The 24596-nt window shown below is 69.5% G+C and carries 24 protein-coding genes; 19 read left to right on the top strand and 5 right to left on the bottom strand.

The features are described from left to right. Positions 1 to 2 precede the first annotated feature (2 nt). Both ASF45_RS25245 and ASF45_RS25240 read left to right on the top strand, forming a co-directional pair. Complete coding sequence (locus ASF45_RS25245) at positions 3 to 593, top strand: SCO family protein (RefSeq protein ID WP_082551258.1); 591 nt, start codon at positions 3 to 5, stop codon at positions 591 to 593. A gap of 11 nt (positions 594 to 604) precedes the next feature. Next, a complete protein-coding gene (locus tag ASF45_RS25240) occupies positions 605 to 2020 on the top strand; it encodes a hypothetical protein (protein ID WP_056669780.1) in 1416 nt (471 codons plus the stop codon). Between the two features lie 81 nt (positions 2021 to 2101). Here ASF45_RS25240 and rpoH read toward each other — a convergent pair whose 3' ends face one another. Together rpoH and ASF45_RS25230 are read right to left on the bottom strand one after the other, a co-directional pair. Beyond that, a complete protein-coding gene (gene rpoH, locus ASF45_RS25235) occupies positions 2102 to 3037 on the bottom strand; it encodes an RNA polymerase sigma factor RpoH (protein ID WP_056669779.1) in 936 nt (311 codons plus the stop codon). 154 nt (positions 3038 to 3191) lie between these two features. After that, complete coding sequence (locus tag ASF45_RS25230) at positions 3192 to 4250, bottom strand: MBL fold metallo-hydrolase (protein ID WP_056669775.1); 1059 nt, start codon at positions 4248 to 4250, stop codon at positions 3192 to 3194. 107 nt (positions 4251 to 4357) lie between these two features. On the opposite strand from ASF45_RS25230, the gene ASF45_RS25225 reads away from it, so the two are divergent. From ASF45_RS25225 to ASF45_RS25180, 10 genes are all read left to right on the top strand, one after another. Then, positions 4358 to 4792 carry a MerR family DNA-binding transcriptional regulator gene (locus tag ASF45_RS25225; RefSeq protein ID WP_056669771.1) on the top strand — a complete coding sequence of 145 codons (435 nt, stop codon included), beginning with the start codon at positions 4358 to 4360 and terminating at the stop codon, positions 4790 to 4792. Positions 4793 to 4849: 57 nt separating this feature from the next. Continuing rightward, complete coding sequence (locus tag ASF45_RS25220) at positions 4850 to 5311, top strand: PaaI family thioesterase (RefSeq protein ID WP_056669768.1); 462 nt, start codon at positions 4850 to 4852, stop codon at positions 5309 to 5311. Between the two features lie 97 nt (positions 5312 to 5408). After that, positions 5409 to 6101 (top strand): carbonate dehydratase, encoded by a 693-nt coding sequence (gene can / locus ASF45_RS25215; RefSeq protein ID WP_056669765.1) that lies wholly within the window; start codon positions 5409 to 5411, stop codon positions 6099 to 6101. Positions 6102 to 6146: 45 nt separating this feature from the next. Further along, positions 6147 to 7340, top strand: a complete 1194-nt coding sequence (locus tag ASF45_RS25210) for an acetyl-CoA C-acyltransferase (RefSeq protein ID WP_056669762.1) — start codon at positions 6147 to 6149, stop codon at positions 7338 to 7340. Beyond that, positions 7340 to 8011, top strand: a complete 672-nt coding sequence (locus ASF45_RS25205; protein WP_056669759.1) for an SDR family oxidoreductase — start codon at positions 7340 to 7342, stop codon at positions 8009 to 8011. Before ASF45_RS25210 ends, ASF45_RS25205 begins: the two co-directional genes overlap by 1 nt. Next, a complete protein-coding gene (locus ASF45_RS25200) occupies positions 8011 to 8640 on the top strand; it encodes a pyridoxamine 5'-phosphate oxidase family protein (protein ID WP_056669756.1) in 630 nt (209 codons plus the stop codon). The genes ASF45_RS25205 and ASF45_RS25200 overlap by 1 nt, the downstream gene beginning before the upstream one ends. Positions 8641 to 8656: 16 nt before the next feature. Next, positions 8657 to 9787, top strand: a complete 1131-nt coding sequence (locus tag ASF45_RS25195) for an acyl-CoA dehydrogenase family protein (protein WP_056669753.1) — start codon at positions 8657 to 8659, stop codon at positions 9785 to 9787. A gap of 20 nt (positions 9788 to 9807) precedes the next feature. Beyond that, on the top strand, positions 9808 to 10182 hold the full coding sequence (locus ASF45_RS25190; RefSeq protein ID WP_056669750.1) for a YchJ family protein: 375 nt from the start codon (positions 9808 to 9810) through the stop codon (positions 10180 to 10182). 22 nt (positions 10183 to 10204) lie between these two features. Continuing rightward, a complete protein-coding gene (locus tag ASF45_RS25185) occupies positions 10205 to 10885 on the top strand; it encodes an HAD family phosphatase (protein WP_056669748.1) in 681 nt (226 codons plus the stop codon). 37 nt (positions 10886 to 10922) lie between these two features. Beyond that, positions 10923 to 11687 carry a YoaK family protein gene (locus ASF45_RS25180; RefSeq protein WP_056669745.1) on the top strand — a complete coding sequence of 255 codons (765 nt, stop codon included), beginning with the start codon at positions 10923 to 10925 and terminating at the stop codon, positions 11685 to 11687. 4 nt (positions 11688 to 11691) lie between these two features. Here the strand turns inward: ASF45_RS25180 and serA are convergent, their stop codons facing one another. Beyond that, on the bottom strand, positions 11692 to 12924 hold the full coding sequence (serA, locus tag ASF45_RS25175; RefSeq protein WP_056669742.1) for a phosphoglycerate dehydrogenase: 1233 nt from the start codon (positions 12922 to 12924) through the stop codon (positions 11692 to 11694). Positions 12925 to 13102: 178 nt separating this feature from the next. Here serA and cydD point away from each other — a divergent pair, with 178 nt between their 5' ends. The 5 genes from cydD to cydX are packed head-to-tail and all read left to right on the top strand — an operon-like array spanning position 13103 to position 19414. Then, positions 13103 to 14746, top strand: coding sequence for a thiol reductant ABC exporter subunit CydD (cydD, locus tag ASF45_RS25170; RefSeq protein WP_056669739.1), 1644 nt, complete (start codon positions 13103 to 13105; stop codon positions 14744 to 14746). After that, positions 14743 to 16440 (top strand): amino acid ABC transporter ATP-binding/permease protein, encoded by a 1698-nt coding sequence (locus ASF45_RS25165; RefSeq protein ID WP_056669736.1) that lies wholly within the window; start codon positions 14743 to 14745, stop codon positions 16438 to 16440. Before cydD ends, ASF45_RS25165 begins: the two co-directional genes overlap by 4 nt. Before the next feature lie 39 nt (positions 16441 to 16479). Beyond that, entirely contained in the window at positions 16480 to 18081 is a 1602-nt protein-coding gene (locus tag ASF45_RS25160) for a cytochrome ubiquinol oxidase subunit I (RefSeq protein ID WP_056669733.1), read from the top strand. Position 18082: 1 nt separating this feature from the next. After that, positions 18083 to 19237, top strand: a complete 1155-nt coding sequence (gene cydB / locus ASF45_RS25155) for a cytochrome d ubiquinol oxidase subunit II (protein ID WP_056669730.1) — start codon at positions 18083 to 18085, stop codon at positions 19235 to 19237. Between the two features lie 21 nt (positions 19238 to 19258). Next, positions 19259 to 19414 carry a cytochrome bd-I oxidase subunit CydX gene (gene cydX, locus ASF45_RS34125; RefSeq protein ID WP_063887778.1) on the top strand — a complete coding sequence of 52 codons (156 nt, stop codon included), beginning with the start codon at positions 19259 to 19261 and terminating at the stop codon, positions 19412 to 19414. Between the two features lie 13 nt (positions 19415 to 19427). Here cydX and ASF45_RS25150 read toward each other — a convergent pair whose 3' ends face one another. Continuing rightward, complete coding sequence (locus ASF45_RS25150; RefSeq protein ID WP_056669728.1) at positions 19428 to 20015, bottom strand: GbsR/MarR family transcriptional regulator; 588 nt, start codon at positions 20013 to 20015, stop codon at positions 19428 to 19430. A gap of 74 nt (positions 20016 to 20089) precedes the next feature. Next, on the bottom strand, positions 20090 to 20395 hold the full coding sequence (locus tag ASF45_RS25145) for a DciA family protein (protein ID WP_056669724.1): 306 nt from the start codon (positions 20393 to 20395) through the stop codon (positions 20090 to 20092). A gap of 183 nt (positions 20396 to 20578) precedes the next feature. Between ASF45_RS25145 and secA the strand changes: the two genes are divergently transcribed. After that, positions 20579 to 23341 (top strand): preprotein translocase subunit SecA, encoded by a 2763-nt coding sequence (secA, locus tag ASF45_RS25140; protein WP_056669721.1) that lies wholly within the window; start codon positions 20579 to 20581, stop codon positions 23339 to 23341. A gap of 22 nt (positions 23342 to 23363) precedes the next feature. Beyond that, positions 23364 to 24593 carry a bifunctional glutamate N-acetyltransferase/amino-acid acetyltransferase ArgJ gene (gene argJ / locus ASF45_RS25135; RefSeq protein WP_056669718.1) on the top strand — a complete coding sequence of 410 codons (1230 nt, stop codon included), beginning with the start codon at positions 23364 to 23366 and terminating at the stop codon, positions 24591 to 24593. Positions 24594 to 24596: the final 3 nt, after the last annotated feature.

The raw sequence follows: 24596 nt of genomic DNA, 5'->3' as shown, positions 1-24596 counted from the left end.
ACATGCTCCACCGACGCACCTTGATCGCGCTGGCCGCCGCCGGCTGCCTGGCCGCCTGCACCGACACCAAGCCCAGCTTCACGGCGGTGGACATCACCGGGGCGGACTATGCCAAGGACTTCCGCCTGACCGACCACAACGGCCAGGAACGCAGCCTGCAGGACTTCCGCGGCAAGGTGGTGGTGGTGTTCTTCGGCTTCGCGCAGTGCCCGGACGTCTGCCCGACCTCCATGGCCGAGCTGGCCCAGGTCAAGCAGTCGCTGGGCGCGGACGGCGACAAGCTGCAAGGCCTGTTCGTGACGGTGGACCCGGAGCGCGACACACCCGAGGTGCTGAAGGCCTACATGGCGAACTTCGACCCGAGCTTCCTGGCCTTGCGCACCTCGCCCGAGGGCCTGGCCGCGCTGGCCAAGGACTTCAAGGTCTACTACAAGAAGGTCGAGGGCAAGACGCCCACCAGCTACACCATGGACCATTCGGCCGGCAGCTATGTCTACGACCCGCAGGGGCGGCTGCGCCTGTACGTGCGCTACGGCTCCGGGGCCGATGCGCTGCTGGCCGATGTGCGGCAGCTGCTCAAGCAGGCCGGTTGAGCGGGTTGCCCATGCGCGCACCGTCCAGCCGCAAAGGCAAGTCGAAAGGGCGTTGGCTGCATTGGCTGGCCGCGCTGATCCTGTGCGGCGGCCTCATCGGGCTGGCCATTGCCTGGTGGGCGTATCAGCGCGTCGGCCGCACGCCGGGCGAGTTGATGGACTACGCGGAGCGTCGGTTGCAGGGGCATCCCAAGCTCGAGACCGTGGCGCTGCCGGCCATGGGGCTGTTGCGCGGCTGGTTCGATGCACCATCCATCGCCGAGCGGCGGCGCACCGTGTTTGTCGTTCCACCGGTACCGGAGCGGGCGGCTCCGCCGCTCACGGAGCAGCCGCTGCCGCAGGGCACGGTCTGGCGGGTCGGGCCGCAAGAGGCGCTGCTCTCGATCGCCGCCGCGGCAAAGCTGGCGCGCAGTGGGGATACCGTGGAAGTTCAGGCAGGCACCTACCGGGGCGACGTGGCAGTCTGGGGCCAGAAGCAACTGACGATCCGCGCCGTCGGTGGCCGCGTCCGGCTGATCGCCGACGGCCGCAGCGCGCAGGGCAAAGCCATCTGGGTCATCCGCAACGGCGACTTCGACATTTCGGGCTTCGACTTCGTCGGCGCGAAAGTCGCGGACAAGAACGGCGCCGGCATCCGTTTCGAAGGCGGGCATCTGCGGGTTGCGCACTGCCTGTTCTGGGGCAACCAGAACGGCATCCTGACCATCGGCAACCAGCCCGACAGCCAGCTGGAAGTCGTGTCCAGCGAGTTCGGCTACAACGGCGACGGCGACGGCCAGAGCCACAACATCTACGTTGGCCATATCGGCCGCTTCAGCATCACGGGCAGTTACCTGCACCACGCCGACACGGGGCACCTGCTCAAGAGCCGGGCGGCGGTGAACGAGGTGTTCTACAACCGCCTGACCGACGAGGAAGGCGGCCGGGCCAGCTATGAAATGGACTTTCCCAATGGCGGGGTGGTCCGCCTGGTGGGCAACGTGGTGCAACAGGGGCGCAGGACGGAGAACTCCGTCATGGTGAGCTTCGGCGCCGAGGGACTGGCCCACCAGCGCAATACGCTGGAGCTCGCCAGCAACACCCTGGTCAACGACCACCCGCATGGCGGTACCTTCGTGCGCGCGGCGCCCGGAACCGAACGGATGCTGCTGGCCAACAACCTGCTGGTGGGTCGCGGCGGCTTGCAGTTTCCGGTGGAACACACCGATGTCAACACCCGCCACACCGACTGGAGCGTCTTCGTGCAGCCTGCACGCTACGACTACCGGGTCAACGACCGCGGCATGGCTTTGGCATACCAGGGCGTGCAGGCCGAGGCGGGCGTGCCTTCGGCGCAGTATGTGCATCCCTTGCAGGTCCAGCGCCTGAGCGGCCCGCCGGTGGTCGTGGGCGCGCTCCAGCCGGACACGCTGCTCGCCCGGCCTTGAATCCCTGAGCCCGGATCGTGCACCCAGAAAGCAAAACGCCAGCGCTGTTGGCGCTGGCGTTTTGCAGGAGAAAGGCGGTGGTCAGGCGTAGTACGCCAGTGCCTTCTTCATCTTCTTCATGGCCGCCGATTCGATTTGGCGGATGCGCTCGGCGCTCACGCCGTAATCGGCCGCCAGCTCGTGCAACGTCATGCCGCCCGAGCCGTCGTCGTTGACCTTGAGCCAGCGCTCCTCGACGATGCGCCGGCTGCGCGGGTCCAACTCGGCCAGGGCCGTGCTGATGCCGTCGCTGGCCAGCCGGTCGCGCTGGCGCGACTCGATCAGCGCCGTCGGCTCCTGCTTGGCGTCGGCCAGATAGGCGATCGGGCCGTAACTGTCCTCGCCGTCGTCGGATGGGCCGGGATCGAGCATCACGTCGCCGCCCGACAGCCGGGCTTCCATCTCGATCACGTCCTCGCGCTTCACGTTGAGCTGCTCGGCCATGGCCTCGATCTGGCCCTCGCTGAGCGAGTCGCGGTGGGTCTCGCCCTCGGCCGCATCGGCCTTGAAGCCCTGCTTCATCGAGCGCAGGTTGAAGAACAGCTTGCGCTGGGCCTTGGTGGTCGCCACCTTGACCATGCGCCAGTTCTTCAGGATGTACTCGTGCATCTCGGCCTTGATCCAGTGCAGCGCGTAGCTGACCAGGCGCACACCCTGGTCCGGGTCGAAGCGCTTGACGGCCTTCATGAGGCCCACATTGCCTTCCTGGATCAGGTCGCCGTGCGGCAGGCCATAGCCCAGGTATTGGCGGGCCACGGACACCACCAGGCGCAGGTGCGACAGCACCAGCTTTCCTGCGGCTTCCAGATCGTTCTCGTTCTTGAGCTTGCGCGCGTACTCCTGCTCCTGCTCGAGGCTGAGCATCGGCATGCGGTTGACCGCGGAGATGTACGCGTCCAGGTTGCCCAGCGGCGGGACCAGCGACCATGGGTTCGCCGTGGCAAGCGCAACGGACGTGGTTCCAGTTTGAAAACTCATACCAGATTCCTTTCCTTCAGGGGAAATACTAGCACTCTCCGGTGGTGAGTGCTAAGAGCGCTGTCTGCGCCCTTGACGGGGGTGTGGATAACCCCCTTCCCGACCGAGGTTGGATGCCGGCGGACGCTGTTCGGTTCCGCGCCTTCAGCCTGGCTTAAGCCAGGGCGAAGCGGTAGACCCCGTCTTCGCCACGTCGGCGTTGCAACTGGCCGTCGAACCAGAGCTTGTGCAGGTGGGCCACGGCCTCGCCCATGGCGAAGGTGGTCTGGTGCAGGTCCAGCTTGCGCGTGAACAGCACGGGCAGCAGGTCGGCGCCGGTGCGCGGGCCCAGCGTGCGGCAGGCCTCCATGACGCGCTCCAGGTGCTGGCGGTGGTGATCGTGCAACTGGTCGACGCGGGTGTGCAGCCCCCGGAACGGCTTGCCGTGGGCTGGCAGCGTCAGGGTCTCGGGGGGCAGCGGCCGGAACTTGTCGATGGAGTCGAGGAACAGCTGCAGCGCATTGGCTTCGGGCTCGTTGTCGTAGACGCTGACGTTGGTCGAGATGCGCGGCAGCATCATGTCGCCGCCCACCAGCACGGCGGCCTCTTCGCAGTACAGCGCGATGTGTTCGGGCGCGTGCCCGTAGCCGCTGATGCAGCGCCAGTCGCGCCCGCCGATGCGCAGGTGCATGCCGTCCAGCAGGCGGGTGTACTGGCGCGGTACGTCCGGCACCATGTCGGCGTAGTAGTTCGTGCGGCCGCGCACCTGCTCCAGCGCTACCGGGTCCGTCAGCCCATGGCTGCGGAAGAAGTCAGCGGCCGCTTCGCCGCCGTTGCCGCTGGTGCCTTGGGTATTGAGACGGGCCACGTGGTAGTCGGTGGCACTGATCCACAGCGGCGCGTTCCAGCGCGTGCACAGCCAATGCGCCAGGCCGATGTGGTCAGGATGCATGTGGGTGACGATCACGCGCAGGATCGGCAGGCCCTGCAACTGGGTGGCGAACACCTCCTCCCACTGCGCCTTGGCCTCGCCGCGCGCGATGCAGCAGTCCACTACGGTCCAGCCGGCGCGGCCGTCGATTTCGTCGCGCAGCAGCCAGAGGTTGATGTGGTCCAGTGCGAACGGCAACGCCATGCGGATCCAGCGCATGCCGGGCACCACCTCCATGGTCTTGCCCGGCTCCGGCATCTGATCACCAAAGGGGTAGTGCAGCTGGCGTTCGAGTGCGTTCATGGGGTGTCTGCCGGTTGGGTTGACGTTGACGTAAACGTCATCTGTAATCCGGCGTCATTCTAGGAATGCGCCCGCTCTTTCACCTGTCACCTCCGTATGACCAGCCGATGACCGCCGATGCCTCCTGCCCCCCGCCGTCCGAAGAGACCGCCGCCGATGCCGGCACCTACAGCATCGGCGACCTGGCCCGCGAGTTCGACCTGACCACCCGCGCCATCCGCTTCTACGAGGACATGGGCCTGCTGCAGCCGCAGCGCAGTGGCCCGGGCGGCCGCGTGCGCGTCTACGCCGCGCGCGACCGCACGCGGCTCAAGCTCACGCTGCGGGCCAAGCGCCTGGGCCTGTCGCTGAACGAGGCGCGCGAGATCCTGGACATGTACGACAGCCCGCGCGACACAGGTCCCCAGTTGCGCAAGTTCCTGGACGTGCTGGCCGCGCACCGCCAGGCGTTGGAAGCACAGCTGACCGAGCTGCACGCCAACCTTGATGAAGTGAAGGCACACGAACGCGAGGCGCGCGCGCTGCTGGCGCGTTCCAGTTGAGCTGGCTATGATTGACGTTTACGTAAACGTCAATTCAAACCTGTCTGGAGCGCAGCGATGAGCACCCCCGTCTTCGAACCCCAGGTGGCCGACTGGTCCGCGCGCGTGCGCGACAGCTTCGCCCGCCAGGGCGCGATGCAGACGCTGGGCGCGCGGCTGGCGCAGGTCGATCCGGGCCTGGTGGCGATCGAACTGGACTGGGCGCCCGGGCTCACGCAGCAGCACGGTTTCCTGCATGCCGGCATGCTTGCCACGGCGCTGGATTCGGCCTGCGGCTACGCCGGCTTCACGCTGATGGCGGCCGATGCCGCCGTGCTGACCATCGAATTCAAGATCAACCTGCTCGCGCCGGCCAAGGGCCAACGCTTTCGCATGGAGGGGCTGGTGCTCAAGCCCGGCCGCACCATTAGCGTGGTCGAGGGCCGGGCGCTGGCCTTCGACGGCGGGCGTGAGAGGCTGGTCGCCACGATGAACTGCACGCTGATGGCCGTGGTCGGCCGCGAGGGCATTCGCCACTGAGTTCCAAGCCCCGTCCGCGAGCGCGGAAAATGCGGGGTTTGCTGCGGCGCAGCAGATCCATTCCAGATTCCACAGCTTTGCAAAGGGAACGATCCACATGAGCAACTCTCTCGAACACCTCCTCGCCAACAACCGCGCCTGGGCTGCCCGGGTCGAGCAGGAGCGTCCGGGCTTCTTCACCGGCCTCATGGCGCAGCAAAAGCCGCGCTACATGTGGATCGGCTGCGCCGACAGCCGCGTGCCGGCCAACGAGATCACGGGCCTGGACCCGGGCGAGGTGTTCGTGCACCGCAACGTGGCCAACGTGGTGGTGCATTCGGACCTCAACGCGCTGTCGACCATCCAGTTCGCCGTGGACCACCTGCGCGTCGAGCACATCATGGTGACCGGCCACTACGGCTGTGCCGGCGTGCGCGCCGCGCTGCTGGGCCAGCGCGTGGGCCTGGCCGACAACTGGCTGGCCCACATCGCCGATCTGCGGCTGCGCCACCGCAAGCGCATCGACCACCTGCCGACCGAGCAGCAGCGGCACGACGTGCTGTGCGAGATCAACGTGATCGAGCAGGTCGGCAACGTGGCCTTGTCCACCGTCGTGCAGGACGCCTGGGCGCGCGGTCAGCAACTGACCATCCATGGCTGGTGCTACGGCCTCAAGGATGGTCTGGTCAACGACCTCAAGGTCAGCATCAGCGATCCGGACTCCGTGCTCGACACCTTCCGCGCGGCCATCAAGCGCTATCCCCGGCACGACAGCGGCCAGCCGCTGCAGCCCGAGGAAGACGACGAGTAAGCCCACCGTTTTCTCAACCCCCATCCACCTTTGAAGGAGACCGCCATGTCCAGCACACAAGAAGATCCCATCGTCATCCTCGGCGCCGCGCGCACGCCCATGGGCGGGTTCCAGGGCGACTTCGCCGGTCTGGCGGCGCACGACCTGGGCGGCGTGGCCATCAAGGCCGCCGTCGAGCGCGCCGGCATCTCGCCCGACGTGGTCGGCGAGGTGCTGTTCGGCAACTGCCTGATGGCCGGCCAGGGCCAGGCGCCCGCGCGCCAGGCCGCGTTCAAGGGCGGCCTGCCCAAGGGCGCTGGCGCCGTCACCTTGTCCAAGATGTGCGGCTCGGGCATGAAGGCGGCCATGTTGGCGCACGACATGCTGCTGGCCGGCACGCACGAGGTCATGGTGGCCGGTGGCATGGAGAGCATGACCAACGCGCCGCACCTGCTGCCCAAGGGCCGCAGCGGCATCCGCATCGGCCACGACCGCGTGATGGACCACATGATGCTGGACGGCCTGGAAGACGCCTACGAGGCCGGCCGCTCCATGGGCACCTTCGGCGAGGACTGCGCCGCCAAGTACGGCTTCACGCGCGAGGAGCAGGACAAATTTGCCGTCGCCAGCGTGCGGCGTGCCCAGGAGGCCACGGCCTCCGGTGCCTTCCAGGCCGAGATCGCGCCCGTGACGGTCAAGACCCGCGCCGGCGATGTGCTGGTCGCCGTGGACGAAGGCCCGGGCAAGATCAAGCTGGACAAGATCCCCACGCTCAAGCCCGCGTTCAAGAAGGACGGAACCATCACCGCCGCCTCCAGCTCGTCGATCAACGACGGCGCCGCCGCGCTCGTGCTGGCCCGTGCCTCCACGGCGCAGCGCCTGGGCGCCAAGCCCATCGCGCGCATCGTGGCCCACACCACCCACGCGCAGGAACCCAACTGGTTCGCCACCGCCCCCGTGGGCGCCACGCAGAAGCTGCTGGCCAAGGCCGGCTGGAGCGTGGCCGATGTGGACCTGTGGGAGATCAACGAGGCCTTCGCCGTCGTGCCCATGGCGCTGATGACCGAGCTTGGCCTGTCGCACGACATCGTCAACGTCAACGGCGGCGCCTGCGCGCTGGGCCACCCGATCGGCGCCAGCGGCGCCCGCATCATGGTCACGCTGATCCATGCGCTGCAGGCCCGGGGCAAGAAGCGCGGCGTCGCCACGCTGTGCATCGGCGGCGGCGAGGCCACGGCGCTCGCACTCGAACTGCTCTGATGGCCACGGTCCTCGTGATCGGTGCCTCGCGCGGCATCGGCCTGGAGTTCGTGCGCCAGTACCGCACGGCCGGCGACCGCGTGATCGCCACCGCGCGCGACGACGCGGGCCTGGCCCGCCTGAAGGCCCTGGGCGCCACGCCGCTGCGCGTGGACGTGGCGAATCCAGCCAGCGTGAGCGGCCTGGCCTGGCAGCTGGACGGCGAGAAGATCGACACCGCGCTCTACGTGGCCGGCGCCTGGGTCACGGCCGATGCGCGCACGCCGCCCACGCGCGAGGACTTCGACCGGCTCATGCACACCAATGTGCTGGGCGCCATGCAGGCCATCCCGCAGGTGGCGCCGCTCGTCGAGGCCGCGCCGCGCGGGCGCTTTGCCTTCGTCACGAGCGAGATGGGCCGCATCGCAGGCGTGGACGACAGCATGGCCTGGGTTTACCGCGCCAGCAAGGCCGCCCTGAACATGGCGGTGGCTTCTGCGCAGCACGACTATCCGCAGGCCATCCTGGTCGCGCTGTCGCCCGGCTGGGTGCAGACCGACATGGGCGGCGCGGCCGCTCCTTTGCGCGTGGACCAGAGCGTCGCCGGCATGCGCGCCGCGCTCGACGGGCTCGGCCCCCAACACAAGGGCGCATTCCTCGACTACGACGGCAGACCTTTCGAAGGGTGGTGATGATTCAAACCTTGGAACAACTGCGCGGCCTGTACGCCGCGCCCGGCGAACGCGCGCTGCGCAAGCAGCTGGACCATGTCGATCCCCACGCGGCGCGGTTCATCGCGCTGTCGCCGTTCTGCATGGTCGCCACGGGTGGCGTACACGGAGCCCTGCTCGACGCCTCGCCGCGCGGCGGCGTGCCCGGCTTCGTCAAGCTGGCCGACGAACGCACGCTGCTGCTGCCCGATTCAGGCGGCAACAACCGGCTCGACACGCTGGAGAACCTGATCGTCGACCCGCGCATGGCGCTGATCTTCCTGATCCCCAACGTGCAAGAGACGCTGCGCGTGAACGGCCGCGCCCGGCTGCGCGACGAGGCCGAATTCACCGACCGCTTCGCCGAGGAGCGCCAGCGCCCCAAGCTCGTGGTCGAGCTGCAGATCGAGGAGGTCTACCTGCACTGCGCCAAGGCCTTCATGCGCTCGCAGCTTTGGCAGCCCGACACCTGGCCCCAGCGTTCCGCGCTGCCCACCATGAACCAGATGATCCACGACCAGATCGGCGCTGGCGCGCCGACCGAAACCCAGGAGCAGATGCTGGCGCGCTACCGCGACCAGCTCGCGCTGGAAACCCAAGCCTCCGCCTGAGACAACGGAACCGACCATGCTGCTGACCCCCGACCAGGAAGCCATCCGCGACGCCGTGCGCGCCTTCGCGCAGGCCGAGCTGTGGCCCCATGCTGCGCAGTGGGACCGCGAACACCATTTCCCCAAGGCCGCCCACCAGGGCCTGGCCGCGCTCGGCGCCTACGGCATCTGCGTGCCCGAGGAGCATGGCGGCGCCGGCCTGGACTACCTCACCTTGGCGCTCGTCCTCGAGGAGATCGCCGCCGGCGACGGTGGCACCAGCACGGCCATCAGCGTGACCAACTGCCCCGTCAACGCCATCCTGATGCGCTATGGCAACGCCGCGCAGAAGACGCGCTGGCTCGAACCCCTGGCCCAGGGCCAGATGCTGGGCGCCTTCTGCCTGACCGAGCCGCATGTGGGCTCCGATGCATCGGCCCTGCGCACCACGGCGCGGCGCGACGGCGACGGCTACGTGATCGACGGCGTCAAGCAATTCATCACCAGCGGCAAGAACGGCCAGGTGGCCATCGTCATCGCCGTGACCGACAAGGGCGCCGGCAAGAAGGGCATGAGCGCCTTCCTCGTGCCCACCGACACGCCGGGCTACCAGGTCGCGCGGCTGGAGGACAAGCTGGGCCAGCACAGCAGCGACACGGCGCAGATCAACTTCGAGGGCTGCCGCATCCCGGCCGACCACCTGATCGGCGCCGAGGGCGAAGGCTACAAGATCGCGCTGGGCGCGCTCGAAGGCGGGCGCATCGGCATCGCCGCGCAGAGCGTGGGCATGGCGCGCAGCGCCTTCGAGGCCGCGCTGGCCTACGCCAAGCAGCGCGAGAGCTTCGGCCAGCCGATCTTCCAGCACCAGGCGGTGGGCTTCCGGCTGGCCGACTGCGCGACGCAGATCGAGGCGGCGCGCCAGCTGATCTGGCATGCCGCGAGCCTGCGCGATGCGGGCTTGCCGTGCCTGAAGGAGGCCGCCATGGCCAAGCTGTTCGCCAGCGAGATGGCCGAGCGCGTCTGCAGCGCGGCGATCCAGACGCTGGGCGGCTACGGCGTGGTCAACGACTTCCCCGTGGAGCGCATCTACCGCGACGTGCGCGTGTGCCAGATCTACGAGGGCACGAGCGACGTGCAGAAGATTTTGATCGCGCGCGCGCTGGCGTGACGGCCTGTCCCTGCGGCCGCATGGATGCGCGCCAGCGTGCGCTGGCCTATGCCGACTGCTGTGGCCGCTACCTCGACGCCTTCGAGGCCACGCCCGCGCCCGATGCCGAGTCGCTCATGCGCTCGCGCTACACCGCCTTCGTGCGCGAACGGGCCGACTACCTGCTGGCGACATGGCACGCCAGCCACCGGCCCGCGCAGCTCGACCTCGACGCCGGCATGCGCTGGTTGGGCCTGCAGGTGAAGGACCGCAAGCAGATCGATGCCGAGCATGCCGAGGTCGAGTTCGTCGCCCGCCAGCGCGACGCCAGCGGTCGCGCGCACCGCCTGCACGAGCGCAGCCGCTTCGTGCGCGAGGGTGGGCGCTGGTACTACCTGGACGGTACGCTGCACTGAACGGCCCCAGACGCGTGGTCCAATGGTGGCCATGCGATTCGAAGCCATCTTGTTCGACTGCGACGGCGTGCTCGTCGATTCCGAACCCATCACCCACCGCGTGCTCGTCCAGGTCCTGGGCGAGCGCGGCTGGCAGATCACGCAGGAAGAGTGCATGCGCATCTTCATCGGCAAGGCCGTCAAGGACGAGGCCGCGTTGATCGAGCGCCACACCGGCCACCCCGTCACGCAGGAATGGCTGCAGGCCTTCTGGGCCCGGCGCAATGCGGCGCTGGTGAACGACCTCGTGGTCATCCCCGGCGCCGAGACGGCGGTGCCTGCACTGCATGCCGCGACGGGCGGGCGCATCGCCTGCGCTTCCGGCGCAGACCGCGCCAAGGTCGAACTGCAACTGCGCAAGGTCGGGCTCCACGGCTATTTCGAAGACCGGATCTTCAGCGGCCACGAGATGCCGAAATCCAAGCCCGCGCCCGATGTCTATCTTGCGGCCGCAGCCGCCCTGGGCGCCGATCCGCGGCGCTGCGCCGTGGTCGAGGACACCGTCACGGGCGTCACGTCCGGCGCAGCAGCGGGCGCCACGGTGTTTGGCTACAGCCCCGGGGGGCCGGGCCACAGCCCGGCCGAAAGCCTGCGTGCGGCCGGCGCCGTCCATGTGTTCACGGACATGGCCAGCCTGCCGGATCTGCTGGCGAACTGGGCTTGAGCTGCACGCTGACCCGGGCCTGCACCGCGCCTGTACCATGCGCCGCTTTCTTGTTCTGACCAGCCGGCACCGCGCCCCCTCGACCAATCTGGCACTGGGCCTGCTGCTGGCCTTCAACGCCGGTGCCATCAACGCCGGAGGCTTCCTGGTGCTGCACCAGTACACCTCGCACATGACGGGCTTCACCTCGCAGCTGGCCGACGGGCTGGCGCTGGGGCAGGGCCGGCTGGTGCTCACGGCGCTGGGCGCGCTGCTGGCCTTCGTCGCGGGCGCGGCGGCCACGGCCATGCTGGTCAACTGGGGCCGCCAGCGCCGGCTGGACAGCATCTACGCGCTGCCGCTGCTGTGCGAAGCGCTGCTGATGTTCCCGTTCGGCCTCATGGGCGCGATCACGCTGGGCTGGCAGACACCGTTCACGGTGCCGCTCACCGTGCTGCTGCTGTCCTTCATCATGGGGCTGCAGAACGCCGTGAGTTCCAAGACCTCGGGCGGCCGCGTGCGCACCACGCACATGACCGGCAACGTGACCGACCTGGGCATGGAACTGGGCAAGCTGCTGTATTTCAACCGGTCGGCCGCACGGCACGGCCCGGTGCGCCACGACCGCACCAAGCTGCGCCTCACGGGCGGGCTGCTGGCCGCCTTCGTGCTGGGCGGCATCGCTGGCGCGCTCGGCTTCACGCACCTGGGATTCGTCTGCGTCGTGCCGCTCGCCGCGCTGCTGCTGACGATCTCGCTGCCACCGCTATGGCGCGACCTGCACAAGCTGCGTCCGCTGCTGGCGCGGCCGCGCAGGCTCTAGGGGATCAGAACAGCACGCGCGTGCGGATGGTGCCGGGCACCTGGGCCAGCTTCTCGAGCGCGCGCTCGGAGGAACCGGCGTCCAGGTCGATCACCACATAGCCGATCTTCTCGTTGGTCTGCAGGTACTGGGCCGAGATGTTGATCTGGTTGTCCGAGAAGATGCGGTTGATCTCCGACAGCACGCCCGGCACGTTGTGGTGCACGTGCAGTAGCCGGTGCTTGCCCGGGTGCGAGGGCAGCGAGACCTCGGGGAAGTTCACCGACGAGGTGGTGGCGCCCGTGTCGCTGTAGCGCACCAGCTTCTCGGCCACCTCCAGGCCGATGTTGGCCTGGGCTTCCATGGTCGAGCCGCCGATGTGCGGTGTCAGGATCACGTTGTCCATGCCGCGCAGCGGCGACAGGAACTCGTCCTTGTTGCCGCGCGGCTCCACCGGGAACACGTCGATGGCCGCACCCAGCAGCTTGCCGGACTGGACCGCCTCGGCCAGCGGGTCGATCTCGACCACGGTGCCGCGCGAAGCGTTGATCAGGATGGCTCCCGGCTTCATGGCCGCGATCTGCTCCGCGCCCACCATCCATTGGGTGGACGGCGTTTCGGGCACGTGCAGGGTCACGATGTCGCTGGTGGCCAGCAACTCGGCCAGGCCGACCTGGCGCGCATTGCCCAGGGGCAGCTTGGATACGATGTCGTGGAACTGCACATGCATGCCCAGGGCCTCGGCCAGCACCGACAGCTGTGTGCCGATGGCGCCGTAGCCCACCACGCCCAGCGTCTTGCCGCGGATCTCGTAGGCGTTCTCGGCTGTCTTGAGCCAGCCGCCGCGGTGTGCGGCCGCGTTCTTGGCCGGCACGCCGCGCAGCAGCAGGATGGCCTCGGCGATCACGAGTTCGGCCACCGAGCGCGTGTTGGAGTAGGGCGCGTTGAACACCGCGATGCCACGCTCGCGCGCCGCTGCAAGGTCGACCTGGTTGGTGCCGATGCAGAAGCACCCGGCGGCGACCAGCTTGTGCGCGTGTGCGAACACCTCGGCAGTCAGCTGCGTGCGCGAGCGGATGCCGATGAAGTGCACGTCGGCGATCCGGCGCTTGAGTTCTTCGTCGGGCAGCGCCGAGGGCAGGGACTCGATCTGGCTGTAGCCGGCGGCGCGCAGCACCTCCACGGCGGAAGGGTGGATGCCCTCCAGCAACAGGAACTTGATCTTGGCCTTGTCCAGGGAAGTCGTCGGAAGCGTCATGGATGCGGTGGCGCCAGGGCGGAAAAAAGGAGCGCGATCCTACTATGGGGCCCTGCGGCTACCGGGCTGTGGCGGTGTTTGCCAATGCCGCCAATGCGGTCAAGGCCGGCGAACCGGCGTCGTACGCGTCAAGATTGAATTTTCAGTAATTACTGAAAATTCGATATGATCGCGTACCGTGCGCAGGCCCTCGACTTCTTCCCTATCTGCCAGCCCGGCCGGCATTGCCCTGCATGTGATGGCTGCCCTGCTGTGGTTGCCGCAGGCCGGGCTGCTGGCCTGGGCCGTGCAGCGGCTGGCCGACGGGCGGGGCGTGGCCGGCGTGCTGGTGCCGGCGGCCGGCGTACTGGCCCTGGGCCTGCTGCGCGCGGTCTGTGAGGGCGCTGCGCTGCGCCGGCTGTTCGATGGCGCGCGCGCCGAGATCGCGCAGCTGCGCGCGCAACTGGGCCGGGCCCTGGCACGCCGATCGCCGCTGGATGGCGCGCGTGCATCCTCGGGTCTGGCCGCCAGTGCCATGGCCGAGCAGGCCGATGCGTTGGCGCCGCAGCTGCTGCGCTATGTGCCGGCGCGCTGGCGCGTGGCCTGCGTGCCGCTGGCCATCGTGGTGGCGGTGGCGCCGCTGTCGTGGGTGGCGGCGTTGATCCTGGTGGCCACCGCTCCGCTGATCCCGCTGTTCATGGCCCTGGTCGGCTGGCGCGCCAAAGCGGCCAGCGAGGCGCAGCTGGCTGGCCTGGGCGACATGCACGGCTTCCTGCTCGACCGCTTGCGCGGTCTGGCCACCCTGCGCGCCCTCGGGGCCGTGGAGACGACCGCCCTGCGCCTGCGCGCCAGTGCCGAGCTGCTGCGCCAGCGCACCATGGCCGTGCTGCGCGTGGCCTTTCTGTCGTCCGCCGTGCTGGAACTGTTCTCGGCCCTGGGCGTGGCGATGGTGGCGGTCTACGTGGGCTTTCACCTGCTCGGGTCCTTGCCGTTCGGCGCCTGGGGAGGGCGGCTCTGCCTGGGCGAGGGCGTGTTCATCCTGCTGCTGGCGCCGGCCTTCTTCGAGCCGCTGCGAGAGCTGTCCGCCGCCTGGCACGACCGTGCGGCTGGCGAGGCGGCGCGCCAGTCCATCGTGCAGTGGTCCGCACCGGCGCCCACCTTGCTGGGGGCTTCGCAGGGCGCGGCCTGTCCGGCCGGTGCCGGTGCTGTGGCGCTGCGCGTGGAGCGGCTGCGCTTCACCCACGCTGGTGCGGCGCGGCCGCTGTTCGACGGCCTGTCGTTCGCGCTCGCGCCGGGCGAACAACTGGCCGTGGTCGGTGCCAGCGGGGCCGGCAAGTCCACGCTGCTCGCGCTGCTCGCGGGCCTGGCACCGACCGATGGCGGCCACATCGCCATCGACGGCATGGCCTTGGGCGAGGCCACGGCCGCGGGCCTGCGCGCGCGCATGGCCTGGGTCGCGCAGGCGCCGCACGTGTTCGCCGGCAGCGTGCGGCACAACCTCCTGCTGGGCCGCGACGAGGTGCCGGCGGCGGGGCGGGTGCTGGCGCAGGCGGCGTTCGCCGGTGCCGGCCGGCCGGCGCTGGCGCGCGCGATGGGCGAAGGCGGTGCAGGCCTGTCGGGCGGCGAACTGGTGCGCCTGGCGCTGGCGCGGGCAAGCCTGCAGGTTGGCGCGGGCCTGGTGCTCGCCGACGAACCCACGGCCCACCTGGACCGCGCCACCGCCGACGCCGTGATCGACGCGCTGCTCCAGCTGGCCGAAGGCCGCACGCTGGTGGTGGCCACGCACGACCCGGCGCTGCTGGCGCGCCTGCCGCGCCGCCTCGTTCTCGGAGCCGCCGCGTGACGCGCCGCCACCGTCCCGGCGCGCTGCGCGCCGTGCTGCAACTGCTGTGGCGCGACCGGGCGCGCGCGCTGCTGGCAGGCGCCGCGCTGGCCGCCACCACGGCGCTGGCGGGCATGGCGCTGCTGGGTCTGTCGGGCTGGTTCATCAGCGCCACGGCCTTCGCCGGCCTGAGCGCCGCCACGGCGTTGGCGTTCGACGTGTTCGCGCCTTCCGCCGGCATCCGCCTGCTGGCGCTGGGGCGCACCGGCCTGCGCTACGCCGAGCGGCTGGTCACGCACGACGCCACGCTCGCCGTGTTGGCCGGGCTGCGCGAGCGGCTCCTGCGCGGCTGGGCACAGCCCCGCGTGGCGCACCGGTTGTTGGCCCGGCCGGCGCGGCTGCTGTTCCGGCTCACAGCCGACGTGGACGCGCTGGACGCGCTGTACCTGCGCGTGGCCGTGCCGCTCGCCACCCTGGCCGCCACGGGCCTGGCGGCCGCGCTGGTCTGGGCGTTCGCGGCACCCTGGGCCGGACTGGGGCTGGGCGTGGCCGTGTCCGGTGGCGGCCTGCTGCTGGCCTGGCGCTGTGCGCGGCAGGCCCGCCGGCCCGCGTACCGGCGCGCCCAGGCCCAGGAACAATTGCGCGCCATCGCCATCGATCTCGTGGCCGGCCAGACGGAACTGGCCATGGCCGGCCGCCTGCCCGCGCAGTGCGCGGCCCTGGCGCAGGCCGATGCCCGGCTGGCCGTGGCGGAGCGGGCACTGAATCGGCTGGAGGCGCGCACCGCCACGGGCCTGGGCGCCCTGGCCGCGGCCGTGCTGACGGCGGGCCTGTTGCTGGCGGCCTGGTGCGTGGAGCAGGGCCGCACCGGCATGCCGGCCGCCGTCGGCCTGCTGCTCGTGGCGCTGGCGGCCACCGAGCCGCTGGCCGGGCTGCGCCGCGGCGCGCTGGACCTGGGCCGCGCGCTGCTGGCAGCGCGGCGCGTCGGCCCGCGGCTGGCCGAGGAGCCCGCAACCGCCGTTCTGCGCACTCCGCCAGCCGGCGTCGCATTGCACCTGGACGCCGTGGACGCCGCGCCTGCCGGCGCGGCGGCGCCGGTGCTGCACGGCATCGGCCTGCAACTGCGCGCCGGTGAGCGCGTGGCCCTGGTCGGCGCGAGCGGCGCTGGCAAGTCCACGCTGCTGGCGCTGGCGGCCGGCGAGTTGGTGCCCCTGTCCGGCGCGTGCAGCGCACGCACGGCCTGCCTGATGACCCAGCGCAGCGAACTGTTCGCCGACAGCCTGCGCGACAACCTGCTGCTGGCCCGCCCTGGCGCGGACGACGCCGCGCTCTGGCAGGCGCTGCACGCGGCCGGCCTGGACGGCCTGGTGCGCGGGCTGCCCCGCGGGCTGGACACCGTGCTTGGCGAGGGCGGCCTGGGCCTGTCCGGCGGCCAGGCGCGGCGGCTGGCGCTGGCGCGGCTGCTGCTGCGCGATGCGCCGCTGTGGCTGCTGGACGAGCCGACCGAGGCCGTCGACGCCGCCACCGCGCGCGACGTGCTGGCGCGCCTGGCCACGGCCGCTGCCGGCCGCAGCCTGCTGGTCGCCACGCACCTGCGCCGCGAAGCGGAACTGGCCGACCGGCTGGTGTGCCTGGCGCACGGCCGCATCGTCGCCGAGGCGCGCCGCGGCGAACCCCTTTTTGATCGGTTGCTGCAACAGCTGCGGCCGGACTAAGCTGTTCAACTGAACGAATCATCCAGAGAGACCCCCGCCATGGACCTCGACATCGTTTCGATCTCGCGGCTGCAGTTCGCAGTGACCGCGCTCTACCACTTCCTGTTCGTGCCGCTCACGCTGGGGTTGGCCATCCTGCTGGCGATCATGGAGACGGTCTACGTGATGACGGGCCGCACGGTCTGGCGCGACATGACCAAGTTCTGGGGCATCCTGTTCGGCATCAACTTCGCCATGGGCGTGGCCACCGGCGTGGTGCTGGAGTTCCAGTTCGGCATGAACTGGAGCTACTACAGCCACTACGTGGGCGACGTGTTCGGCGCGCCGCTGGCCATCGAGGGACTGATGGCCTTCTTCCTGGAAGCCACCTTCGTCGGCCTGTTCTTCTTCGGCTGGGACAAGCTGTCCAAGCGTGCCCACCTGGTCGTCACCTGGCTGATGGCGCTGGGCACCAACTTCTCGGCGCTGTGGATCCTGATCGCCAACGGCTGGATGCAGAACCCGGTGGGCGCGGCCTTCAACCCGCAGACCATGCGCATGGAGGTGGTGGACTTCTTCGCGGTACTGACCAACCCGGTGGCGCAGGCCAAGTTCGTGCACACGGTGTCGGCCGGCTACGTCTGCGCGGCGCTGTTCGTGCTGGGCATCTCGGCCTGGTACGTGCGCAAGGGCCGGCACCTGGCGCTGGCCAAGCGTTCGATGACGGTGGCCGCCTCGTTCGGCCTGGCGGCCTCGCTGTCGGTGGTGGTGCTGGGCGACGAGAGCGGCTACCTCTCGACCGAGCACCAGAAGATGAAGCTGGCCTCCATCGAGGCCATGTGGAAGACCGAGCCCGCGCCCGCCGCGTTCACGGCCTTCGGCTTCCCGGACCAGCAATCGCGTGAGACGCACTACGCCATCCACATTCCCTGGGCCATGGGCCTGATCGGCACGCGCTCGCTCACGCAGGAGATCCCAGGCATCGAAGACCTGGTCAAGAGCGCCGAAGGCCACATCCGCGAGGGCATCCTCGCCTACGACGCGCTGCAGCGCATCCGCGCCGCCGGTTCGGACGAGAAGATCGCGCCGAACGACCGCACGGCGTTCGAGGACCACGGCCAGCGCCTGGGCTACGCGCTGCTGCTCAAGCGCTACGTGGACGACCCGCGCCAGGCCACGCCCGAGCAGATCGCCAAGGCGGCCTGGGACACCGTGCCGCAGGTGGCGCCGCTGTTCTGGACCTTCCGCATCATGGTGGGCCTCGGGATCTTCTTCATCGTGCTGACGGCGGTGTTTTTCTGGCTGTCGGCGCGGCGCCGGCTCGACGCCCACCCCTGGTTGCTCAGGGTGGCGGTGTGGGCCATCCCGCTGCCATGGATCGCGGCCGAATGCGGCTGGATCGTGGCCGAGTTCGGCCGCCAGCCCTGGGTCATCGAGGGCGTGCTGCCCACCGCCGTGGCCGTCTCCAGCCTGGGCGTGCACACGGTGCTGTTCACGCTGGCGGGCTTCGTCGCCATCTACACCGTGCTGCTGGTGATCGAGCTCAAGCTGATGTTCAAGGCCATCCGCTCGGGCCCGCACGAAGAGCATCCGCCTGGCGTGGGGGCCGTGTCCGGCCCCGTCGTCCGCCCGTCTGCCACGCGGCTTGCCAAGGGAGCTTGAAATGGTCCTGCATGAATTGATTTCCTACGACGTGCTGCGCCTGGTCTGGTGGGCACTGCTGGGGGCGCTGCTGATCGGCTTCGCGGTGACCGACGGCTTCGACCTGGGCGTGGGCATGCTGCTGCCCGCCGTGGCCCGCACCGACCTGGAGCGCCGCGTGGCCATCAACAGCGTGGGCCCGGTGTGGGAGGGCAACCAGGTCTGGCTGATTCTGGGCGGTGGCGCCATCTTTGCGGCCTGGCCACCGCTGTACGCGGTGTCGTTCTCGGGCTTTTACCTGGCGATGTTCGCGGCGCTGGTGCCACTGATCCTGCGGCCGGTGGCCTTCAAGTTCCGCAGCAAGCGCGAGGAGCCGGCCTGGCGCGCGCGCTGGGACGCCGTGCTGTGCTTCTGCGGTCTGGTGCCCGCGCTGATCTTCGGCGTGGCCATGGGCAACGTGCTGCTGGGCGTGCCATTCCGCTTCGCGCCGGACATGCGCATCTTCTACGAGGGTGGCTTCTTCGGCCTGCTGAGCCCATTCGCCTTGCTGGCCGGCCTGGTGTCGGTGGCCATGGTGGCCATGCACGGCAGCGCCTGGCTGCTGCTCAAGACCGAAGGCCCGGTGGCCGAGCGCGCCCGCCGCATCGGCATGGGTGCGGCACTGGCCGCGCTGGTGCTGTTCGCGCTGGGCGGCGTGGTGCTGTGGAGCTTCGTGGAGGGCTACCGCATCACCAGCGTGATCGATCCGACGGGCCCGTCGGCGCCGCTGCGCAAGACGGTGGAGCGGGTGGCCGGCGCCTGGTTCACCAACTACGCGCAGCATGGCTGGACGATGGCGGCGCCCGCGCTCGGCCTGGCCGGCTGCGCACTGGCTGCGCTGGGCCTGGCCCTGCGGCGCGAGGTGCTGGCGCTGCTGGCCAGCGCGGGCGCCATTGTCGGCATCGTGCTGAGCGTGGGGGCCTCGACCTTCCCGTTCCTGCTGCCCTCGTCGCTGGACCCGCGCGCCAGCCTGACGGTGTGGGACGCCTCGTCGAGCCACCTCACGCTGTTCGTCATGCTGGTGGTCACCGCCGTGTTCCTGCCGCTCATCGTGGCCTACACCAGCTGGGTCTACACGGTGCTCTGGGGCAAGGTTGACGCCCGCGCCATCGCGGATGGCAGCGGCCATTCCTATTGAACCGAACCTGAGGAAACGCACATGTGGTACTTCTCCTGGCTGCTGGGCCTGCCGCTGGCCGCGGCCTTCGCGGTGCTCAACGCGATGTGGTACGAGCTGATGGACGACGAGGCCCAGCGCCGCGACAAGCTGGCCCGGCCCACGCCGGGCGAGGCGGGGCGGCAGGAAGCGCTCTGAGGGTGCTGCGGGGTCAGGGCTTGGGCGGCGGGGGCGGCTTGCGCCCGCGCACCGCGCCGGCCAGCCGGTCCTTGACGCCCAGCACCCGCGTGACGGCCGCTCCCATGCCCATGAGCTGCAGCGCCGTCTCGGGCGCCAGGCGCTGCACGTCGTCGAACCACTTCATGAGCCGGTCGATCAGATCGTGCATCTCGCGCATGCGCTGCTGGGCGTGGCGCTCCGCGTCGGTGGCGGGCGTCTCCAGCAGCGCGGCGCGCAGCATCGACAGCGTCGGCTCGATCTCGCGGCGGCGGCGCTCCTCGGCCAGGATGCGGAAGATGTCCCAGACATCCTGCGGCGCCTCGAAGTACTCGCGCCGGTCGCCGCTCAGGTGGCGCAAGCGCACCAGGCGCCACGATTGCAGTTCCTTGAGCCCCATGCTCACGTTGGAGCGCGAGAAGGCCAGCGCCTCGGCGATCTCGTCGGCGTTCATCGGGTTCTGCGCCACGTACAGCAGCGCATAGATCTGCCCCACCGTGCGGTTGATGCCCCAGCGGCTGCCCATCTCGCCGAAATGGGCGATGAACTGGCGGCTGAGCTCGGGCAGGTCGTCTGTGCGCATTCCTGAAATTGTATGGTTTTCAGGAATTTCTGAAACTCTTCGCCGGCGTGCGTGAGGTGCGCAGCCGGTGCGGCTCAGAGCCGCTTCTGGATCTTCACGCGGATCGCCACCACGTCCCAGCCGCGGTTGCGCAGCGCCTGCTGCAGCAGCGGCGCCAGGTGCCGCAGCTTGGCGGCAGCCGCACTGTTGTCCACCAGCAGGCACCAGCCGTTCTCGTCGATCGGACCCGGCCGGATGGCGGCCCGCATGGGGGGCGGGATCAGCGGCTGCACGGCGGCCAGGCGCTCGGCCGATTCGCGCACCAGTGCCGACAGCCGGGCCAGCGGCCCGGAATCGGCAACGGCCTGTTGCAGGGTGAACGAGCGGCGTGGGGCATGCATGGCCGGGGGATTATCGGGGTCGCCAGCGCCGCAGGACGCCCGGCATAAAATCGCCGGTTTGGCATGCGCCAGGCCCTGGGCCACCTGCGCACCTGCCGCCATTTCCGGATTCCACCGACACCAAGGGATTTCGGTCGCCATGCCACCGCGCCACGCCGGGCGGAGGCGGGCGATCTCGTATTCATGAACATCAATTTCCTGACCAAGATTTTCGGCAGCCGCAACGAACGGCTGCTGAAGCAATACCGCAAGTCGGTGCAGGCGATCAATGCGCTGGAATCCCAGTTGGAGAAGCTCTCCGACGACGAACTGCGCGCCAAGACCCAGGAGTTCAAGGACCGCGTGGCCGGCGGCGCCACACTGGATTCGATCCTGGTGGAGGCCTTTGCGGTGGTCCGTGAAGGTTCCAAGCGCGTCATGAAGATGCGCCACTTCGACGTGCAGCTGCTGGGCGGCATGGCCCTGCACATGGGCAAGATCGCGGAAATGCGGACGGGCGAGGGCAAGACGCTGACGGCCACGTTGCCGGTCTACCTCAATGCGCTGTCGGGCAAGGGCGTGCACGTGGTGACGGTCAACGACTACCTGGCCAACCGCGACGCCCAGTGGATGGGCCGGCTGTACAACTTCCTGGGCCTCACGGTCGGCATCAACCTGCCGCAGATGTCGCGCGAGGAGAAGCAGGCCGCCTACGCCGCCGACATCACCTACGGCACCAACAACGAATACGGCTTCGACTACCTGCGCGACAACATGGTCTACGAGGTGCGCGACCGCGTGCAGCGTGGCCTGAACTACGCCATCGTCGACGAGGTGGACTCCATCCTGATCGACGAGGCGCGCACGCCGCTGATCATCAGCGGCCAGGCCGAGGACCACACGCAGCTGTACCAGGCCATCCACAAGGCCGTGCCGACGCTGACGCGCCAGGAGGGCGAGGCCGACCCACGCACGGGCGAGGGCGTGACCAAGCCGGGCGACTTCACGGTGGACGAGAAGTCGCACCAGGTGTTCCTGACCGAGCAGGGCCACGAGAACGCCGAGCGCATCCTGTCCAGCCTGGGCCTGATCCCCGAGGGCGCCTCGCTGTACGACCCGGCCAACATCACGCTGATGCACCACCTGAACGCGGCGCTGCGTGCCCAGCACATCTACCACCGCGACCAGCACTATGTGGTGCAGGACGGCGAGGTGGTGATCGTTGACGAGTTCACGGGACGCCTGATGAGCGGGCGGCGCTGGAGCGACGGCCTGCACCAAGCCGTGGAGGCCAAGGAAGGCGTGGCGATCCAGCCCGAGAACCAGACCATGGCCTCGATCACCTTCCAGAACTACTTCCGGCTGTACGCCAAGCTGGCCGGCATGACCGGCACGGCCGACACGGAAGCCTTCGAGTTCCAGTCGATCTACGGCCTGGAGACCACGCTGATCCCGCCGAACCGCCAGAACCGGCGCGAGGACCAGCTCGACCGCGTCTACAAGACCACCAAGGAAAAGTACGACGCGGCCATCGCCGACATCCGCGAGTGCTACGAGCGCGGCCAGCCGGTGCTGGTGGGCACGACCTCGATCGAGAACTCCGAGATCATCGACCAGCTGCTGATCCAGGCCAAGTTGCCGCACCAGGTGCTCAACGCCAAGCAGCACGCGCGTGAGGCCGACATCGTGGCCCAGGCCGGCCGGGCCAAGATGATCACCATCGCGACCAACATGGCCGGTCGCGGCACCGACATCGTGCTGGGCGGCAACCTGGAGAAGGCCATTGAGGCGGTGCACGCGGCCAATCCGGGCCTGGGCGCTGCGGCTCTGCAGGCCGAGGAGGCCAAGGTGCGTGCGCAGTGGGAGAAGGATCACGAGCACGTCAAGTCGCTCGGCGGGCTGCGCATCATCGCCACCGAACGCCACGAGTCGCGCCGCATCGACAACCAGCTGCGCGGCCGTTCGGGCCGCCAGGGCGACCCGGGCTCCTCGCGCTTCTACCTGAGCCTGGACGATCCCCTGATGCGCATCTTCGCGGGCGACCGCGTCAAGGCCATCATGGACCGGCTCAAGATGCCCGAGGGCGAGGCCATCGAGGCCGGCATCGTCACGCGGAGCATCGAGAGCGCGCAGCGCAAGGTCGAGGCGCGCAACTTCGACATGCGCAAGCAGCTGCTGGAGTACGACGACGTCGCCAACGACCAGCGCAAGGTCATCTACACCCAGCGCAACGAGATCCTGGACGCGGGCGACCTGACCGAGCAGATCAAGGGCCTGCGCCACGGCTGCTTCACCGACCTGGTGCGCCAGTTCGTGCCGGCGGAGTCGGTTGAGGAGCAATGGGACCTGCCGGGCCTGGAGAAGACCCTGGCGGACGACTGGCAGCTGCAGGTGCCGTTGCAGGCGGCCGTCGAGGCGGCCAGCGACATCACCGACGAGGACATCGTCGAGAAGGTCATCACGGCCGCTGACGAAGCCTTCGCCGCCAAGGTGGCACTGGTCGGCGGCGAGCAGTTCACGCAGTTCGAGCGCATGGTGCTGCTGCAGAGCATGGACCAGCACTGGCGCGAGCATCTCTCGTCGCTGGACTACCTGCGCCAGGGCATCCATCTGCGCGGCTATGCGCAGAAGCAGCCCAAGCAGGAGTACAAGCGCGAGGCTTTCGAGCTGTTCGGGCAGATGCTGGACGCCGTGAAGAACAACGTCACCAAGCTGCTCATGACGGTGCGCATCCAGTCCAGCGAGGAGGCCGGCCAGGCCGCGCAGGACCTGGAGCAGCGCGGTGAGAACCTGGCCAACGTGACCTACACGGCGCCGACCGAGACCGGCGAGGTCCAGACGCGCACCGAAGGTCAGGCGGCCGGCGGCAACGCGCTCGCCTTCGACGGTCAGCGCGTGGGCCGCAACGATCCCTGCCCCTGCGGCAGCGGCAAGAAGTTCAAGCAGTGTCACGGGAAGCTGGCATAAGACGCCGACCCAAGGAGCCCCCATGCCCGTCCATCTCTCCCCCCCGAATCCCGCAGACCTGCACGCCGTCGCCGGCGTGCGCATCGGTGTCGCCGAAGCCGGCGTGCGCAAGGCCAACCGCAAGGACCTCACGGTCGTGCTGCTCGACGAAGGCGCGGCCGTGGCCGGCGTGTTCACGCAGAACCGCTTCTGCGCCGCGCCCGTGCAGATCTGCCGCAAGCACCTGGAAGCCGGTCACGGCATCCGCGCGATCCTCGTGAACACGGGCAATGCCAACGCGGGCACGGGCGACGACGGCCTGGCGCGCGCACAGGCGACCTGCGTGGCGCTGGCCCAGCAGCTGGACGTGGCGCCCGAGCAGATCCTGCCGTTCTCCACCGGCGTGATCATGGAGCCGCTGCCCAGCGAACGCATCATCGCGGGCCTGCCGGCCGCGCTGGCCGATGCCAAGGCGGACCACTGGGCGCGTGCCGCCGAAGGCATCATGACCACGGACACCGTGCCCAAGGCCTTCAGCACGCAGGTGCTGCTGTCGGGCGTGCCCGTGGCCATCACCGGCATCAGCAAGGGCGCGGGCATGATCCGGCCGAACATGGCGACCATGCTGGGCTACCTCGCGACGGACGCGAAGATCGCGCCGGCACTGATGCAGCAGCTGGCCAAGGACCTCGCCGACGCGTCGTTCAACCGCGTGACCATCGACGGCGACACCTCGACCAACGACTCCTTCGTCGTGATCGCGACGCAGAAGGCCGCACACCCGGTCGTCGAATCCTGGGACACGCCGGACGGCCGCGCACTGCGCGCCGGCCTGCTCGAGGTGGCGCAGAAGCTGGCCCAGGCCATCGTGCGCGACGGCGAGGGCGCGACCAAGTTCATCACCATCCGCGTCGAGGGCGGCAAGACCGCCGAGGAATGCCGGCTCGCGGCCTATGCGATCGCGCATTCGCCTCTGGTCAAGACGGCCTTCTTCGCGAGCGACCCGAACCTGGGCCGCATCCTGGCGGCCGTGGGCTATGCCGGCATCCATGATCTGGACCAGACGAGGATCGAACTGCACCTGGACGACGTGCACGTGGTCACGCGCGGCGGCCGCCGGGCCGAGTACCGCGAGGAAGACGGCCAGCGCGTGATGAAGCAAAGCGAGATCACGATCCGCGTGGGCCTGGGCCGCGGCGAGGCCGTCGACACGGTCTGGACCTGCGACCTCAGCCACGACTACGTGAGCATCAACGCCGACTACAGATCCTGAGCC

This window comes from Pseudorhodoferax sp. Leaf265 (genome assembly GCF_001422365.1).
Classification (GTDB): domain Bacteria; phylum Pseudomonadota; class Gammaproteobacteria; order Burkholderiales; family Burkholderiaceae_C; genus Pseudorhodoferax.
The sequence above is the reverse complement of the archived record's forward strand: the minus strand, read 5'-3'. Positions and strand labels throughout refer to the sequence as shown.

Excerpts from the sequence above, each read along its gene's own strand:
- ASF45_RS25245 (WP_082551258.1), top strand. The coding sequence starts at position 3 with ATGCTCCACCGACGCACCTTGATCGCGCTGGCCGCCGCCGGCTGCCTG.
- ASF45_RS25240 (WP_056669780.1), top strand. The coding sequence starts at position 605 with ATGCGCGCACCGTCCAGCCGCAAAGGCAAGTCGAAAGGGCGTTGGCTG.
- rpoH (WP_056669779.1), bottom strand. The coding sequence starts at position 3,037 with ATGAGTTTTCAAACTGGAACCACGTCCGTTGCGCTTGCCACGGCGAAC.
- ASF45_RS25230 (WP_056669775.1), bottom strand. The coding sequence starts at position 4,250 with ATGAACGCACTCGAACGCCAGCTGCACTACCCCTTTGGTGATCAGATG.
- ASF45_RS25225 (WP_056669771.1), top strand. The coding sequence starts at position 4,358 with ATGACCGCCGATGCCTCCTGCCCCCCGCCGTCCGAAGAGACCGCCGCC.
- ASF45_RS25220 (WP_056669768.1), top strand. The coding sequence starts at position 4,850 with ATGAGCACCCCCGTCTTCGAACCCCAGGTGGCCGACTGGTCCGCGCGC.
- can (WP_056669765.1), top strand. The coding sequence starts at position 5,409 with ATGAGCAACTCTCTCGAACACCTCCTCGCCAACAACCGCGCCTGGGCT.
- ASF45_RS25210 (WP_056669762.1), top strand. The coding sequence starts at position 6,147 with ATGTCCAGCACACAAGAAGATCCCATCGTCATCCTCGGCGCCGCGCGC.
- ASF45_RS25205 (WP_056669759.1), top strand. The coding sequence starts at position 7,340 with ATGGCCACGGTCCTCGTGATCGGTGCCTCGCGCGGCATCGGCCTGGAG.
- ASF45_RS25200 (WP_056669756.1), top strand. The coding sequence starts at position 8,011 with ATGATTCAAACCTTGGAACAACTGCGCGGCCTGTACGCCGCGCCCGGC.
- ASF45_RS25195 (WP_056669753.1), top strand. The coding sequence starts at position 8,657 with ATGCTGCTGACCCCCGACCAGGAAGCCATCCGCGACGCCGTGCGCGCC.
- ASF45_RS25190 (WP_056669750.1), top strand. The coding sequence starts at position 9,808 with ATGGATGCGCGCCAGCGTGCGCTGGCCTATGCCGACTGCTGTGGCCGC.
- ASF45_RS25185 (WP_056669748.1), top strand. The coding sequence starts at position 10,205 with ATGGTGGCCATGCGATTCGAAGCCATCTTGTTCGACTGCGACGGCGTG.
- ASF45_RS25180 (WP_056669745.1), top strand. The coding sequence starts at position 10,923 with ATGCGCCGCTTTCTTGTTCTGACCAGCCGGCACCGCGCCCCCTCGACC.
- serA (WP_056669742.1), bottom strand. The coding sequence starts at position 12,924 with ATGACGCTTCCGACGACTTCCCTGGACAAGGCCAAGATCAAGTTCCTG.
- ASF45_RS25160 (WP_056669733.1), top strand. The coding sequence starts at position 16,480 with ATGGACCTCGACATCGTTTCGATCTCGCGGCTGCAGTTCGCAGTGACC.
- cydB (WP_056669730.1), top strand. The coding sequence starts at position 18,083 with ATGGTCCTGCATGAATTGATTTCCTACGACGTGCTGCGCCTGGTCTGG.
- cydX (WP_063887778.1), top strand. The coding sequence starts at position 19,259 with ATGTGGTACTTCTCCTGGCTGCTGGGCCTGCCGCTGGCCGCGGCCTTC.
- ASF45_RS25150 (WP_056669728.1), bottom strand. The coding sequence starts at position 20,015 with ATGCGCACAGACGACCTGCCCGAGCTCAGCCGCCAGTTCATCGCCCAT.
- ASF45_RS25145 (WP_056669724.1), bottom strand. The coding sequence starts at position 20,395 with ATGCATGCCCCACGCCGCTCGTTCACCCTGCAACAGGCCGTTGCCGAT.
- secA (WP_056669721.1), top strand. The coding sequence starts at position 20,579 with ATGAACATCAATTTCCTGACCAAGATTTTCGGCAGCCGCAACGAACGG.
- argJ (WP_056669718.1), top strand. The coding sequence starts at position 23,364 with ATGCCCGTCCATCTCTCCCCCCCGAATCCCGCAGACCTGCACGCCGTC.